14 protein-coding genes are annotated in these 14541 nt (G+C 52.9%); 6 read left to right on the plus strand and 8 right to left on the minus strand.

The window, feature by feature from the left end; translation table 11 throughout:
- Positions 1-133 precede the first annotated feature (133 nt).
- Together L2712_RS09010 and L2712_RS09015 are read left to right on the plus strand one after the other, a co-directional pair.
- Entirely contained in the window at positions 134-1105 is a 972-nt protein-coding gene (locus L2712_RS09010; RefSeq protein WP_248977565.1) for a zinc metalloprotease, read from the plus strand.
- A 4-nt stretch (positions 1106-1109) separates the two neighbouring features.
- Entirely contained in the window at positions 1110-1499 is a 390-nt protein-coding gene (locus L2712_RS09015; protein WP_248977566.1) for a hypothetical protein, read from the plus strand.
- A 12-nt stretch (positions 1500-1511) separates the two neighbouring features.
- Here L2712_RS09015 and L2712_RS09020 read toward each other — a convergent pair whose 3' ends face one another.
- Genes L2712_RS09020 through L2712_RS09035 form a run of 4 tightly spaced genes read right to left on the minus strand, consistent with a single transcriptional unit; the run spans position 1512 to position 4939 of the window.
- Positions 1512-2270, minus strand: a complete 759-nt coding sequence (locus tag L2712_RS09020; RefSeq protein WP_248977567.1) for a sulfite exporter TauE/SafE family protein — start codon at positions 2268-2270, stop codon at positions 1512-1514.
- A gap of 23 nt (positions 2271-2293) precedes the next feature.
- On the minus strand, positions 2294-2848 hold the full coding sequence (locus L2712_RS09025) for a DUF924 family protein (RefSeq protein WP_248977568.1): 555 nt from the start codon (positions 2846-2848) through the stop codon (positions 2294-2296).
- Positions 2849-2857: 9 nt separating this feature from the next.
- Positions 2858-4369 (minus strand): PH domain-containing protein, encoded by a 1512-nt coding sequence (locus L2712_RS09030; protein WP_248977569.1) that lies wholly within the window; start codon positions 4367-4369, stop codon positions 2858-2860.
- 3 nt (positions 4370-4372) lie between these two features.
- Positions 4373-4939 (minus strand): PH domain-containing protein, encoded by a 567-nt coding sequence (locus L2712_RS09035; protein WP_248977570.1) that lies wholly within the window; start codon positions 4937-4939, stop codon positions 4373-4375.
- Positions 4940-5095: 156 nt separating this feature from the next.
- Here L2712_RS09035 and L2712_RS09040 point away from each other — a divergent pair, with 156 nt between their 5' ends.
- Positions 5096-5386, plus strand: coding sequence for a winged helix-turn-helix domain-containing protein (locus L2712_RS09040; protein WP_283104795.1), 291 nt, complete (start codon positions 5096-5098; stop codon positions 5384-5386).
- A 33-nt stretch (positions 5387-5419) separates the two neighbouring features.
- Here L2712_RS09040 and L2712_RS09045 read toward each other — a convergent pair whose 3' ends face one another.
- A complete protein-coding gene (locus L2712_RS09045) occupies positions 5420-5746 on the minus strand; it encodes a DUF2956 domain-containing protein (protein WP_088903935.1) in 327 nt (108 codons plus the stop codon).
- Positions 5747-5935: 189 nt separating this feature from the next.
- On the opposite strand from L2712_RS09045, the gene L2712_RS09050 reads away from it, so the two are divergent.
- Both L2712_RS09050 and L2712_RS09055 read left to right on the plus strand, forming a co-directional pair.
- Positions 5936-7246: a short-chain fatty acid transporter gene (locus L2712_RS09050; RefSeq protein WP_248977571.1), complete on the plus strand. Its 1311-nt coding sequence runs from the start codon at positions 5936-5938 to the stop codon at positions 7244-7246.
- Positions 7247-7356: 110 nt separating this feature from the next.
- On the plus strand, positions 7357-9174 hold the full coding sequence (locus tag L2712_RS09055; RefSeq protein WP_248977572.1) for an ABC transporter transmembrane domain-containing protein: 1818 nt from the start codon (positions 7357-7359) through the stop codon (positions 9172-9174).
- A 65-nt stretch (positions 9175-9239) separates the two neighbouring features.
- On the opposite strand, the gene L2712_RS09060 is transcribed toward L2712_RS09055, so the two are convergent.
- Complete coding sequence (locus L2712_RS09060) at positions 9240-10223, minus strand: DUF4382 domain-containing protein (RefSeq protein ID WP_248977573.1); 984 nt, start codon at positions 10221-10223, stop codon at positions 9240-9242.
- A 255-nt stretch (positions 10224-10478) separates the two neighbouring features.
- Here L2712_RS09060 and L2712_RS09065 point away from each other — a divergent pair, with 255 nt between their 5' ends.
- Entirely contained in the window at positions 10479-10994 is a 516-nt protein-coding gene (locus L2712_RS09065; protein WP_248977574.1) for a lipocalin family protein, read from the plus strand.
- Between the two features lie 54 nt (positions 10995-11048).
- Here the strand turns inward: L2712_RS09065 and L2712_RS09070 are convergent, their stop codons facing one another.
- Positions 11049-12644, minus strand: coding sequence for an AMP-binding protein (locus tag L2712_RS09070; protein WP_248977575.1), 1596 nt, complete (start codon positions 12642-12644; stop codon positions 11049-11051).
- A gap of 345 nt (positions 12645-12989) precedes the next feature.
- The gene (ccoG, locus tag L2712_RS09075; RefSeq protein WP_248977576.1) at positions 12990-14432 is read right to left on the minus strand and encodes a cytochrome c oxidase accessory protein CcoG; all 1443 of its coding nucleotides are present in this window, start codon (positions 14430-14432) and stop codon (positions 12990-12992) included.
- Positions 14433-14541 lie beyond the last annotated feature (109 nt).

A 14541-nucleotide genomic window follows, 5' to 3' on the forward strand; every position in this document is an offset into this window, starting at 1 on the left:
CATTTGTGTGGAGTGTAAAGAGAAATTAAAGAAAACCGCCAGGCCGTGGAGAAAAGCGCCTTTGTTCGCAAGTTCGCCGGCTTTTCCTATACTCAGTTATGTGAACTGGATCTGATTTTAAGGTGAGGCTGTCATGAGAAGAAGCGTAATACTGCTAACCACTCTGCTGTTGATATCAGTAAGCAGTTTGGTTCAAGCCGATCAAGAACAGGCTAGGACGAGCACGACGCCGGCATTTGACCATGCCAATGCTAACGCCGCCTTCCTGCGTTGTGGTACCCGTACCCCCTCAGATATTGAGGTGCGCTTACTTAATGAGCACCTGAAAGCCTTAAAGAAACCTAGCGGCGTAGGTAACGGCAATGGCGGCGGTGGTGGCAACGGTGGCGGTGGTTCGAGCGACCCATACACCCCGGTAGGTTACAATATTCCTGTTTATGTGCATCTGATTCTGAGCAGCAGTGGAGATGGCAATGTCTTCTCTTTGATAAATACTCAGATCGATGTGCTCAACGACGCTTTTTCAGGTGCGGGCGGCGGGAGCGGTTTCGATACTAAGTTCAGTTTTACCTTAAAGGGGGTCACCACTAGTTATAACGATGCCTGGTACACCGCAGGGCCGGGCACCAGTGCCGAGCGTGATATGAAACGAACCCTACGCGAGGGTAACGCTGAGACCCTGAATATTTATGTGTCCAACCCTGGTGGCGGCTTGCTGGGCTGGGCAACTTTTCCTACCGATTATGCCAGTAACCCAAGCGATGATGGGATTGTGATCCTGAATCAATCTCTGCCAGGCGGCACTGCGGCGCCGTACAACGAGGGGGATACTGCCACTCATGAGGTGGGTCATTGGCTGGGCTTGTACCACACCTTCCAGGGCGGCTGTAATGGTGGCGGGGATCAGGTTGCGGATACACCAGCCGAGCGCTCAGCAGCTTACGGCTGCCCTACGGGGCGCGACACCTGTAGGCGCGACGCCGGTGACGACCCCATCTATAACTTCATGGACTATACCGACGATAGTTGCATGGTCGAGTTCACCCAGGGCCAGTCTGAACGTGCCGATATGTTGAGCGGTACCTATCGTTGGCCGGTGAATTAGCGTTATGCGCAGTTCTTTGCTGACACAGGGCCTGTGGACTCTCGCCATAGGCCTTTGCTTTTGGGGAACGCCCTGTTTTGGCGAGCGGCTGCGCGCCCCCGATTTTGTTCCTTGCGATCGCAACTATCTTACCTCCTGGCAGGGGGAGGTGTTTAATTATCACAGGAGCGAAACTCAGATAGATTTTGGCATTCGTACCCTCGATGGCACCATAGAAAGGTTGAATATTGCCTATCAGCTGGAGCAGATGCGCTTGAACGGCGGTCTGTTTACCCGCCCCGACTGGACGACGCTGGAGCTTTCCCCCGGTGTACTCAAGCCATCAGTGGCGGTGCGGGTATGGCGCTGTGAGCAAGCTGGGGTTGTCAGCTATATGATAGATTGGCACAACTAATCTATCTGAGTGTTAGTGAAGCATGGCGGCGATACTGCCGCAGAGCGTCATTAAAAACAGAAACCACTTCAACACATTTGGACTGACCTTAATGGCCAGTTTCACCGCCAGATGAGCTCCCACCATAGTCCCTGCCGCTAAAATTAAACCGGGTAACCAGAGAATCAGATCTTCATAGATAAACACCAGCAGTGAGGCCAAGGTAAAAAACAAGGTGCAGAACACCTTTAAGGCATTGGCCCTGACCAGATCATATCTCAGGCTACCCGCCAAGGCGGCCAGGAGGACAAAGCCAACGCCAGCCTGTACGAAGCCGCCGTAGATCCCGGCTAGCGTCAGCCAAAACCAGGCCTTGGGGGTCTGGCTCATCTTGTTAACCGGGGTGCCCAGTTCGGGGGAGATGATGGCCGGGCGCACCAGTATGATAAAGGCCATTAGCAGCATGGTGCCCAGCAGCAGGGGTTTGATCAACTCGCTGGGGGCGTAGGCGGCGGCGCCCGCACCAATGAATCCGCCGACAATCGTGGGCAGTAAAATAGGGCCCTTGTCGTCGGTATCCAGCTTGCCATGCTTATGAAAACCTATCATGGCGGTGATCGATTGCACAGTGACGCCGACGCGGTTGGTGGCATTGGCCACCTCGGCGGGCATGCCAATTACCATGAGTGCGGGCAGGGTCAGATTGGAGCCGCCACCGGCCAAGGTATTAATGATACCGGCCATAAAGCCGGTGACTAACAGCAAGAGGCCGTGGGCCAGGGTGATCTCCATGGGTACTCCTTAATCCCTATGGGTTAAAAGCTTGAGCCGGGCTCGGCGAGAAACGCCAGCTCCTCTTCGGTCGATAGTCGTCCTAAAATGGCGTTGCGATGGGGATAACGGCCAAATCGGTCGATGATCGCCTTATGTCGCTGTTCAAATGCCAGATTGTTCTCGGCACCCTCACGGTTAAAGAGGATCAGAGCTACCTCATGAATTGCCCTGGACTCGCTGTGCATATAGGGCATATAGAGAAAGGGAACTTGCTTAGGTTGCAACTGTTTGTCGACACCAGCGGCGACCGCTTCCTGGGCCAGGGCTAATGCCATGGGATCGGCGGCGAATGCCAGGGGCGTGTCCCGGTGGATGTTACGGCTAAATTGATCCAGCACTATGATCTCAGCCAGACGCCCCTGAGGTGTGGTGCGCCAGTGATAGAGTTCGCCATTGATTGCCTGAGTAAGCAGCTCGCCAAAGCGCGTTTTGATCCCTTGGTCAAACGCCAGATCTTTTGCAAACCAGGCTTTAGGCTCAATCTCCTCGAACCAAAACTTGAGTATCTCGTCAGGCGTATGGCTTATCCGGTTCATTTGTGCTCCTTAAATCCAGTTTTTGGGATCTTGCCTGGTTAAACTTAACGCGGTTTCGGCAATCAATCTAGCCTCTGTCAGCGGAATATAGGGGATCACCAAAGGTCCTGACGCAAGCCCTAAATGCAAGGTTGCCAGCGCGTGGCGTTTTTGCCCCGGTGTCTGTGAGATACTGACATCCTGAGTTTTTATCAAGGGAACCAACTGCCAGGATTGACCCAATATGCCGCTGTGGATCCAGCAGTCATCTCCCTCGAGGTGATAGCCCCACTGGCGATAGTGCAGATACAGGCCGATTAGCGACAATAGGGTTAAGCCATACACAATTTGGGTAAAGGGCGTAAAACCTGTGATGGGGGTTAGCAGCAAAGGAAGGAGTGCCAGCGGCAGGGCGCGGCGCCAAAACCAGCCGATGTGGATCCCCTGAAAAGCTGAAGGCAAGCGATTTGCCTTAGTCGCCAGGTCATCGAGTCTGGGCAGCATCTCTGCTATGTCGCCTCGGGTCATGCTGGGGATCAGCAGGTGACGCTTGGCGAGCTGCTCTACCTCATTGCCCTTCACCTGCTCGAAATGCACCGTCCAGCGCTGTAACAGGCGGCCGATAGCGGGTTGCTCGAAACGCACTGTCTGGACCCTGTGCAGGCGCAGTGCATCTTGTTGTTTGGCCAATACTCCGCCGGTTCTGTGGAGTGTCCCTTGACGTAAGCTGAGACGATAGGGGTAATACTTGAGCACCGAAGATGCCATGGAGATCAGCGATAGCAAGAGGTAGACAAGCGTCAAAGTGACAAGAATAAATAGCGCCTGATAGCCAAGCCCGGTAGCGATATGGGTCTGATACCAGTGCAGCAGCCCTTGCACCAGCGCATTGTGCTGCAGGTTTTCCCAATCTATCTGTCCCAAAATAGAGCCTGAGATCAGTGACAGCCAGATGAGGTTGTTTTGGTACAGACCGAAGATCATTAAGGCTTTAAGATCTTTGGCGATCACTAAGCCTTCTTTTGGTATTTCATGGTTGAGTTGAGTCTTAACCTGTTGCTCTATTGGTGACTGCTTTTGTGTATGCGCCCTAAACAGCTCTCTTTTGAGCTGCATCGCCTGGCGATAGTTGACGGCGGCGAGTACTGCTTCGTCTCGTTTGGAACCCGCGGTTTCCACCACCAGGCTATAGAGGCCAAGGGGGCGAAAATAGAGCGGCTGTTCCAGGCGGACATTCTGAATCTTGTTAAGGGGAATTTCCTGCGCCCGTTTAAAGATCAATCCCTGACGGATCCCCAATTTGGCGTCTTGCAATCGATATCGATACCAGGCCCATTGCAGGCTGGCATAGCTCAAAGTAAGCAGACAAACGCCTAACGCGACCAAGAGTACCCAAGGGGAGTTAAAACCCTGCTGCCACCCGGTGTAGACCAGAGGGATCAGGGCGTAGCCATTGGTCAACAGTTGCTTGAGACCGCCAAAACTAAAGCTGATGATAGACCAGGGAGAGAGGCTGGCCCACTGGGCAAACCTAGTATTCATGAGCTAGGCTTCCTTCTCGTCTGAGCCTTGCTGGCTTAGCGAAGCCTTGGCCAGCAGGTGTCTGCGTAGCGGCTCGGCTTCCTGGGTATCCAGCCCTGGTAGGCTGATTTCGGCACTGCCGCTGCCGGCACTGAAGCACTTGAGAGTATGCAGCGAAAAGTAGCGTTCCAGCGGCCCTTGAGAGAGGCTGACATGTTGCAGTCGTGTATAGGGAAGGGCGGTCTTCTTGTGCCAAATTAGCCCTTTTTGCATGACAAACTCATGTTCAAATACGCCGTAGGCGATAGAGAGGGCGTGGCGATAACGGCAATAGCCGACTGTGGCTGCCAGGATAAGCAGTAGCGTACTTAGGGCGATAATCAGGCTGCCGGGCAGGTTGAGCAATATGCTGGCGATAGGGGCGATGATCAGTAGCGGCGTGAAGATCAGCAGGCTTTCTATCTGTACCTGCTGAATATAGGCCTGTTTGAGTTGGGTCAGTGGCAGCTCATCAATATTGAGCCAATCAGAGCTGTCCAGGCGTTGCCGTATCGATGCAGAGGTCGCTTGTTGAGGAGTCACATCTTCCATTTGTTATCCTGCCAAGTGGCGATTGAGTGCTGTTGATGAATGACTATATCACTTTTATCAGCGGCGTCAGCACTTTGCGCCTGTATGTGATGAATCTTTTATGTTACAAGAGTAAGAATACTAATTGTGGTAATAAGTTAGAGAAGAGAGGAAGCCTTGAGCCCCGAGTTATCTAAGCAGAAAATTGCCTTCATGAGAAAGCTCTATCTGGCCCACTTGATTGATGCTGAACAGCACAATCTGTTGTCGCTCAATAAGGCGACCTCTATGCCTCGGCGTACCCTGCAAGATGCCATTGCCGCCCTTGGGGATATCGGCATTAGCTGCACCTTCGTGCAGGATGGCGAGCGTCATAACGCCGGTTACTATCGGCTGAGTGACTGGGGGCCTATCGATAAGCGCTGGGTGAAGGCCCATATCGAGGAGATCGCCCAGTCCTTAACGTAGGCGTGATATCGTCCTAGCAGTCATAGTGCCGCCTTAATGATTGAGCAGGTAGGCACAAATAAAACCAACCCAGCTGAGGGCAAGCAGTAGCCAGGGCAGAATATTCACCTGCCTGGCCTCTGGCGATGGCGCTTCGGTGTCTGTGTCGTGCTGCTGACGCTGTTTGGCTTTAAGTTCTTGTTTACGCGCCTTATCTCTGTCTCTTGCCTTACTCTTCTGACGTTTCTTGTATTCGGCAATTCCCTTTTCTATCCCCTGGGCAATCAGCTTGGTTTGCTCTTTGGTTTGTCCCGGCTTTTGGGTCGCCTTGGCAATTTTTAAGGCTTCATCTTTGGTCTCGGTGGAAAACTGCTGGGCCATAACATCTTAAGGTGGTGAATTGTGGCCTCACTATAACATGAGAAGGTGTAGGAAGGAGGGGGGAGATAGCAATGAATCCAGGAGTTGCCGATGACCCTATACGATAGTATGAATATGATTTTGTTTAGATATCGCTTAACCTGAACGCGGCTAATCAATAAATAATACTAAGCAATCAAGGATAAGAATATGCTCAATAAGGCCGCTCAACCTCTGGTAAAACTGGTCGATCGTTACCTACCCGACCCCTATATTTTTGTGTTGCTGCTGACGCTGCTGGTGTTTGGCACTGCCATGCTGGTGGAGCAGCAGAGCCCTGTGCAACTGGTGACCTATTGGGGCCAAGGCTTTTGGTCGCTGCTCAGCTTCTCCATGCAGATGCTGCTGGTACTGGTGGCGGGTTACATGCTTGCCAGCTCGCCACCTATCAAGCGCCTGCTCGATAAAATTGCCGGCCTGGCCAAGAGCGCTCCCCAGGCGATCATTTTGGTGACCTTAGTGTCCCTGATGGCCAGCTGGATTAACTGGGGTTTTGGCCTGGTGGTGGGCGCCTTGTTTGCCAAGGCGTTGGCGCGTCAGGTTAAGGTGGACTACCGCTTGCTGGTGGCCAGTGCTTACTCGGGCTTTGTGGTGTGGCACGCCGGCTTAGCGGGCTCTATTCCTCTGACCATAGCGACCAAGGGGCACTTTGCCGAGGATAAGATAGGCATCATAGCCACAGAGCACACTATCTTCGCCGGGTTTAATCTGGCCTTGGTGGCGATCCTCTTCGTGCTTATCCCGCTGATTAACCGTTTCATGCTGCCAAGCGACGAGGAGAGTATCTATGTCGACAGGGACAAGTTAGCAGAGCCCGAAGCCGAGAAAGAGGCCATCGTTCGGCCTGCCGATCATTTGGAAAATAGCCGTTTGCTTGCCTGGGCTGTGGGGGGATTGGGGCTGGCCTACCTGGGGCATTACTTCTTTGTCGCCGGTGGTAAGCTGAATCTTAATATCGTCAACTATCTGTTTCTGTTCCTTGCCATTATTTTGCATCAGACGCCCCGCAGTTTACTGCAGAGCCTGAATGAGGCGATTAAAGGTGGCGCCGGCATAGTGATCCAGTTTCCCTTCTATGCGGGGATCATGGCCCTCATGGTGCAGTCCGAGCTGGCCCAGAGTATTTCTGCCGGTTTTGTGGCTATCGCCAGTGCCGACAGCCTACCGTTTTGGAGCTTTATCAGCGCCGGGATTGTTAACATCTTCGTGCCCTCAGGGGGCGGTCAGTGGGCGGTGCAGGCGCCTATCATGATCCCAGCGGCTGAGGCCTTGGGCGCAGATGTGGCGCGGGTGGCCATGGCGGTCGCCTGGGGCGATGCCTGGACCAATCTGATCCAACCTTTCTGGGCGCTGCCGGTACTGGCGATTGCGGGCTTGAAGGCGCGGGATATTATGGGGTACTGCTTGATGTTACTACTGATCACTGGCGTGGTGATTAGCATAGGCCTCACCTGGTTCTAGCGAGTCCTTGTCAGTCAGCATTAGGCTAGAAACAAAACCCGCTTTTCATGGCGGGTTTTGTTATTCTGTCAGCTAATTGCCCTAAATCGCTTAATCTAAGGAAGGCTTGCTTGTCTCAACCACTTGCCGCTGAGGTTACTCAAAGCAGATCCTCAAATACCAAGCGGGCCGTGCTGCCCTGGATTGGTGGCTTCTTACGCCCTTACCGTCGCCGAGTGGTGGCCGCTATTCTCTTTCTGTTTATCGGGTCCTTGGCCTGGCTGTCACTGGGACAAGGTGTGCGCCTCATGGTGGATGAGGGGTTTCTTAGGGATAATGGCGATCGCCTAAACGAGATCATCTTGCTGGTGATTGGGATTACGGCGCTGAGCAGCTCTGCCATCTTCTGCCGTTTCTATCTGATGACTTGGTTGGGGGAGCGGGTCAGCGCCGACATACGGCTTAAGGTTTATAACCATCTGCTTGAGCTCTCCCCAGGTTTTTACGCCAAATTGCGCACCGGCGAGGTGATTTCGCGCTTTACCGCCGATGCGACCTTGCTGCAATCTGTGGTGGGTTCCAGTCTCTCTATGGCGCTGCGGGCCAGCGTGACTGTGGTCGGTGGCCTGGTGATGATGGCGATCACTAGCCTTAAGCTTACCGCCTTAGTATTGCTGGCGGTGCCCTTGGTGCTTGGGCCTATCTTCTTCTTTGGTCGCAAGGTGCGTGAACTGTCGCGCCGCAGTCAGGATAAGGTGGGGGATCTCGGCGCTTATGTGGATGAGTCATTGCACGAGATCCACACGGTACAAGCCTATTGCCATGAGGATCGCGACAGGCAACTGTTTGCTGAGCGGGTCGAGGAGGTGATGGCTGCTGCTAAAGGACGCATCAAGTACCGCGCGATTTTGATCTCTTTGGTGATGTTTCTCAGTATCTTGGCTATTGCCTTGATCACTTGGGTGGGGGCAAAAGATGTGATGGCACAGGCAATCACCCCGGGTGAATTGTCGGCCTTTATGTTCTACGCCGTGATGGTGGCGGGCGCCGTAGCGACCATCAGTGAAGTGATTGGCGAGATCCAGCGCGCCGCCGGGGCTACCGAGCGGTTGATCGAGCTGGTGGATACACCCATAGACATTCCTCAAGCGCTTCATCCTAAGTCGCTGCCCGCTAAGGTGCGCGGTGAGCTCAAGTTAAAACAGGTACGCTTTGCCTATCGGGAGGCCGCTGAGGGTCAGGGAGAGAGTGAACATAATGATGAGGTGATCCGCGGTCTGGACCTGCATATTCGCCCTGGTGAGCGGGTGGCCCTGGTGGGGGCTAGCGGCGCCGGTAAGAGCACCCTGTTTGAACTGCTACAGCGCTTCTATGTGCTGAGCAGCGGTGTGATTGAACTCGATGGCATCGATATTGCCAGCCTGCGTCCCCAGGAGCTGCGCCAGCAATATGCCTTAGTGCCGCAGGAGTCGGTGATCTTTGCCACTAGCGTGCTGGAAAATGTGCGTTATGGTCGCCCCGATGCCAGCTTAGATGAGGTGGTTCAGGCCTGTATCGCTGCCCGCGCCGATGAGTTTATTCGCGAGTTTCGTGATGGTTATCAGACCTATCTAGGTGAGCGCGGCGTGCGTTTATCTGGTGGGCAGAAGCAACGTATCGCCATCGCCAGGGCGATTTTGGCAGACCGTCCCGTACTACTGCTGGATGAGGCGACCAGTGCCCTGGATGCGGTGAGCGAACAGAAAGTTAAGCAGGCGCTGGATCGTCTGATGCAGGGGCGTACCACCCTGATTATCGCCCACAGGTTATCGACCGTGCTCAATGCCGATCGCATCTTAGTGATGGAGAAGGGGCAATTGGTGGCCAGTGGCACCCATGGTGAGTTGATGCAGGGCAATAGCCTGTATCGGGAGTTCGCCAGCTTGCAGCTGCTGACTGAAGAGTCCTAGCGGACAGGGGCTGATAGATTTAAGGGCAAACAGCAGGTGTTTGCCCTTATCTGCTAGCCTATGAATTAGCCTCTGTGGCCGCCGTGGCCGCGACCACACTGATGGCGGGTTTCTCTGCCACCATCTTCAACGGTGATCTCTCCGCCATCCTCAAACAGGCTAAATGCGCCTTGAGTCATATCGTTTTGGGCTGGATCATCCAGGTGTCCCAGGCAGGTATATCCCACCCTGTAGCTTCCCGAAGGCAGATATCCCATGGCAAAGAACCAGTTGCCATTGATGTCTTGGCGTACGGGTGAGATGGCTACTGGCGAGAAGAGACCATCGCTGCGGTCCTGAACTATGTCACCCATCTGCGAGATGTTAGTCACTTCATTGGAGTAGAGGTATGCCATGTGGTAGAACTGACCGCCCTCGGGTGCGTTATCGGCGTTTTGGGTCTCGCAGTCTGCAATCCATTGAGAGTCCATCTCACCGAACAGATGGCCCATGGTTTCATTGTCTATAGAATAGACGCCGTGATGGTTGAGCTGATATTGGCCGTCGGAGAAGTGCATCGACTGGTAGAGATCAATCTCCATCGTCAGGTTAAGGTGCTGATGTTCACCTAGGGTAAAGTTCGCCATAGGAAGGCGGCCATTTTCTATCATCAAGGGGTGTAAGCCCTGACCGTTCTCAATGGCGCAGCCTTGTGCCTGATCGCCGTTGACTAAGGTGAAATGCACATCATGATATTGGCCTGCAGGAAGTTCGAGGCCATCGATCACTTTGTGGCTCTCTTTACCTTGGTAATCGAGCAGATTAAACCTATGTTGAGCCATATCCCGGCTATGTACTTGGCCATGAGCATCGGTCATCACCAATTTGTCGAGCACCAACTCGACCCGGCTGACCTGACTCATGGGGGCATCTGAAATGGCAATACTTACACTGCCGGTGCTAACAACTTGTTCTGGTGGGGTGTTATCGTCTGAGCCGCCGCAGCCCGCTAACATAAATCCAGAAAGAGCAAAGGGTATGAGGGTAAGGGGTAGAGTAAAGGATCGCATCTGGGGTACACCTTTTAATGAGTTTTTTCTAATGGTATTACTCATTCTAAGGGCGCCTTAGTTAAAGAATAGTGATTTGTTGGTTAAAATTTATACTTTGTGAGCGGGCTAACGCTTAGGGAGAACAAGAGTTGAAGGCCCAATAAAAGTGCGATAGGAAAGCAATTTAGCCCCTAGTGAACCTTAGGGAAAATCGCTGCGTATTGCTTTAAAGATATGATTTTTCTAGCACACCTCAATAATTGGAGTATCCAAATGAAATGGCCGTTAACCCTGAGCTTGGTTTGTCTGTTAACTTTTTTGAGTGGCTGTACTAGCGCGCCCAAGGGCATAGCGCCGATTGAGGGATTTGAACTCTCAAGATATCTGGGCACCTGGCATGAGATTGCCCGTTTAGATCATGGTTTTGAGCGCGGTCTCAGCCAGGTGAGTGCAGAATACCGACTGCGTGATGATGGTGGTGTCAGTGTGATCAACCGTGGCTACTCGGCGGCGGATAAAAGCTGGAAAGTTGCCGAAGGCAAGGCCTACTTTGTCGAGAGTTCAGATATTGGTCATCTTAAGGTCTCCTTCTTCGGCCCCTTTTATGGTGCCTATGTGATCTACCGGTTAGACAGCGATTACCAATACGCTTTTGTGACCAGCTACAACCGAGATTACCTCTGGTTGCTGGCGCGCAGTCCAGAGATAGATGAGAGCTTAAAGCAGGATTTTATTAATCAGGCCAAGGCGCTGGGCTTTGATACCCAAGCGCTTATCTGGCCGGGATGAGCAAAGGTAAGGTCAGCGCCGGGCGTTGAGAGACCCCCCGGCGTGATGCGTGGCCTATTGTCTTAGCTCTCTGCGTAGTATTTTGCCCACGGTCGATTTAGGTAAGGCGGTCATAAATTCGAAAATCTTCGGCACCTTGTAACCCGCCAATTGCTCGCGGCAATGCGCTAGCAGCGCCTCTTGGGTCATCTGGTGATCAGATTTAGGATCTCTCAGCACGATGGCGGCCTTAACGGCCTCGCCGCTGCGGCTATCTTCGACGCCAATGACAGCACATTCCAGTACGCTCTCATGGGCTGACAGCACATCTTCCACCTCGTTAGGGTAGACGTTAAAGCCGGAGACATTGATCATATCTTTCATGCGATCCACTATCTTATGCATCCCATTATCAGTAGCCAGGGCAATATCTCCAGTCTTGAAGAAGCCATCCTGAGTCATCACCTTGGCGGTCTCGTCCGGCTTCTGCCAGTAGCCGCTCATCACCTGCGGACCTTTGACTGCTAGCTCACCGACCTCTCCGTGGGGGACCTCTTGTTCATTGGCGTCAATGATCTTCACCTGAGTGTCAATCACGGGGCGGCCTATGGTGCCAAGACACTCAAGGCCGGGGGCGTTGAGCGAGACCACGGGGGAGGTTTCTGACAAACCATAGCCTTCGGAGATGGCGCAGCCTGTAGTGGTTTGCCATATGGATGCTGCTGCCTGGGTCAGTGCTGTGCCGCCGGAGATAGTGATCTTAAGGTGGCTGAAATCCAGTCCTTGAAAGGCCTTTTGATGGCACAGGCCGACAAACAGGGTGTTGAGTCCGGCGAATCCGGTAAACGCATGCTGTGACATGGTCTGGATCAAAGCGCTGATGTCTCTCGGATTTGGGATGAGTACGCTACAGCCGCCCTGTTCAAAGTAGACAAAATTCACCATAAAGGCATAGATATGATAGATGGGCAATGGTGCGATAAAGATCTCTTCGCCCTCGACAAACTTACTGGACAGGCGTGATTGTACCTGCAGCATATTGGCCAGCAGGTTGCTGTGGCTCAGCATAGCGCCTTTCGACAGGCCTGTGGTGCCACCTGTGTATTGCAGCGCCGCCAGGCTCTCTTGCGCCACCTTAACTTGGCGATAATCAGATTGGCTGCCCAGGGTTAACACCTGCTCAAAACTCACGGGGGCCAACGGGCTGTCGACAAGGGGCTGAGGCGCGATTAGATCGAGGGCATGGGTGGCGATAAGGGTCTCAATTTGGGTGGCTGGGATCACCTGTTCCAGTGTCGGTAGCAGATCGCTAAGCACCACCAAGGCCTTTGCCCCAGAATCATTGTATTGATGGATCAACTCCCTTTGGGTATAGAGGGGGTTAGTGTTGACCAATACCATTCCGGCTCTTAGCGCCCCATAGGCGGCGATAACAAATTGGGTAATGTTGGGCAGCTGAATGGCAATTTTGTCGCCGGCCTTTAGCTGGGTATGTTGTTGCAGGTAGGCGGCGAAGTAGCGGGAGTCGCGTTCTATATCGGCAAAGCTGCTGGCTTTACCCAGACTGACATAGGCTGTCTTATCGCCAAAGCGCTTAGCAGCGGTTTCGATCAGATCGATCAGTGAGACATATTTGTCCAGATCGACATGGGTATACGAATCATAATCCATGGACGCTTCTCCTTTGATTATTATTGTCAGCGTTATCGTAGAGTCTCAATCAAACAAGTGTTTAGACTGTGCTAAAAATTCGCCTAGGTCAACCATAACCGGAAGAAAATAAAACGCTTGTTTAACTAATATCTTGCTGAATAAAAAGTGATTTTCTTATTGCGGAGTGTTTGTCTGGTCTGACCATACGGTAAGGCAGATGGGGAAGTATAGGCGCTAAAACATAAGTGGAGAGGCATACTCGCTTAGGGCTGCATACCCAGGTGTTAACCTTTTCATCGCCTTAGGAGTGTAACGGCCCCGGCTGAGGGGAAGCGCGTTTGGGCCGTTACCTACTTGGTCTTGTTAGAAGGGACTCAGACTGAAGAAAGGACTCGATTGAGAGACCTTATCCTTGGGACTACTCAGGTTGGTGACGGTAAAGTCGATAGTCTGCTTTTGCAGTTTAGTGCCTATGAAATCAGGCTGTTTTTGCTCGTACACTGTCACCGGATAACTCAGTTGCTCACCCGCCTTGATCAACACCTTTTGCGCAGTTTCTTTGGCGATGCTGTGGTGGTCAGTGCCAGTTAGGGCAATAAGATAATGGTGATCCTCCTGGGTCTTGTTGCGGATCTTCAGCGTATAGCTGTTTTCTATGCGACCATTGCCCACCTCTCGATATAGGCTCTGACGGTCGCGTATCACATTGAGATCTATGCTTTGATGGCGATAGAGATCCAGCGCAAACACACTCAGCATAATCAGCACCGCCACTCCATAGCCGACAAATTTAAAGGAGGAGAAGCGTTTCACCTGCTTGCCCTGTAACTCATTTTCGCTGGCATAGCGGATCAATCCCTTGGCATAGCCAAATTTGTCCATGGTTTGATCGCAGGCATCGACACAGGCACCGCAGTTGATGCACTCATATTGCAGTCCGTTTCGAATATCTATGCCTGTGGGGCAGACATCGACACACAGATTGCAATCGACGCAGTCGCCAAGGTCGGTGGCCTGTTTACGTTTTCTCGGGCCGCGTGACTCACCTCGGGCAGCATCATAGGAGACCGTCAGTGTGTTGGCGTCGAACATGGCAGACTGAAAGCGGGCGTAGGGGCAGCAGTGCAGACACATCTGCTCGCGCATCCATCCTGCGTTGAGGTAGGTGCATAGCGCAAAGAACCAGACCCAGGCGCTCACCCAGAAGCTGCCGCTGAGGGTAAAAATCTGTACATAGAGTTCGTTCGCCGGGATGAAGTAGGCGATAAAACCACAACCTGTGATCAGCGCCGCCAGTCCCCAGGCGAGGTGCTTGGCGGTGCGTTTGAGGAGCTTCTCTAGGTGCCAGGGCGCCTTGTCCAGGGCGTGACGCTTGTTGCTGTTGCCTTCAATCTGCCGCTCTATCCAGACGAAGGCAAAACTCCAACTGGTCTGTGGGCAGAGGTAGCCGCACCAGACACGCCCCCAGAACACGGTGACGAAGAAGAGGGCGAAGGCGGCGATGATAAACATCCAGGCCAGCAGGGTAAAATCCTGCGGCCATAGGGTTAGGCTAAAGAAGTGAAACTCCTGGCGCTCGACATCCAAAAGGATCGCCTGGCGTCCTTGATAGGGGATAAAGGGGAGTAGGAAGAAAAAGAGGATAAGCAGGCTGTTAAGGCCGGTGCGGAGGCGTTGATAGCGACCCTTTTGCTCTTTGATGTGGATTTTTCCTGGCTTGGCGGGTAGGTTAACGACCGGGATTGCAGTGCCCTGTTTGGCCTGAGGCGAGGCGAGGGCGGCGTTACGGCTAAGATCTTGACTCATTGAATTTCCAAACTCTTGCTTAAGGGATTACCCGGAGCTAATGCAAGGAGGAAACCAAGTTTTTATACTATGTAATGCATTGAAAAATATCGGTTTAATTTTTTAGTTG

The sequence above is a fragment of the Shewanella marisflavi genome (assembly GCF_023283925.1).
GTDB lineage: Bacteria > Pseudomonadota > Gammaproteobacteria > Enterobacterales > Shewanellaceae > Shewanella > Shewanella marisflavi.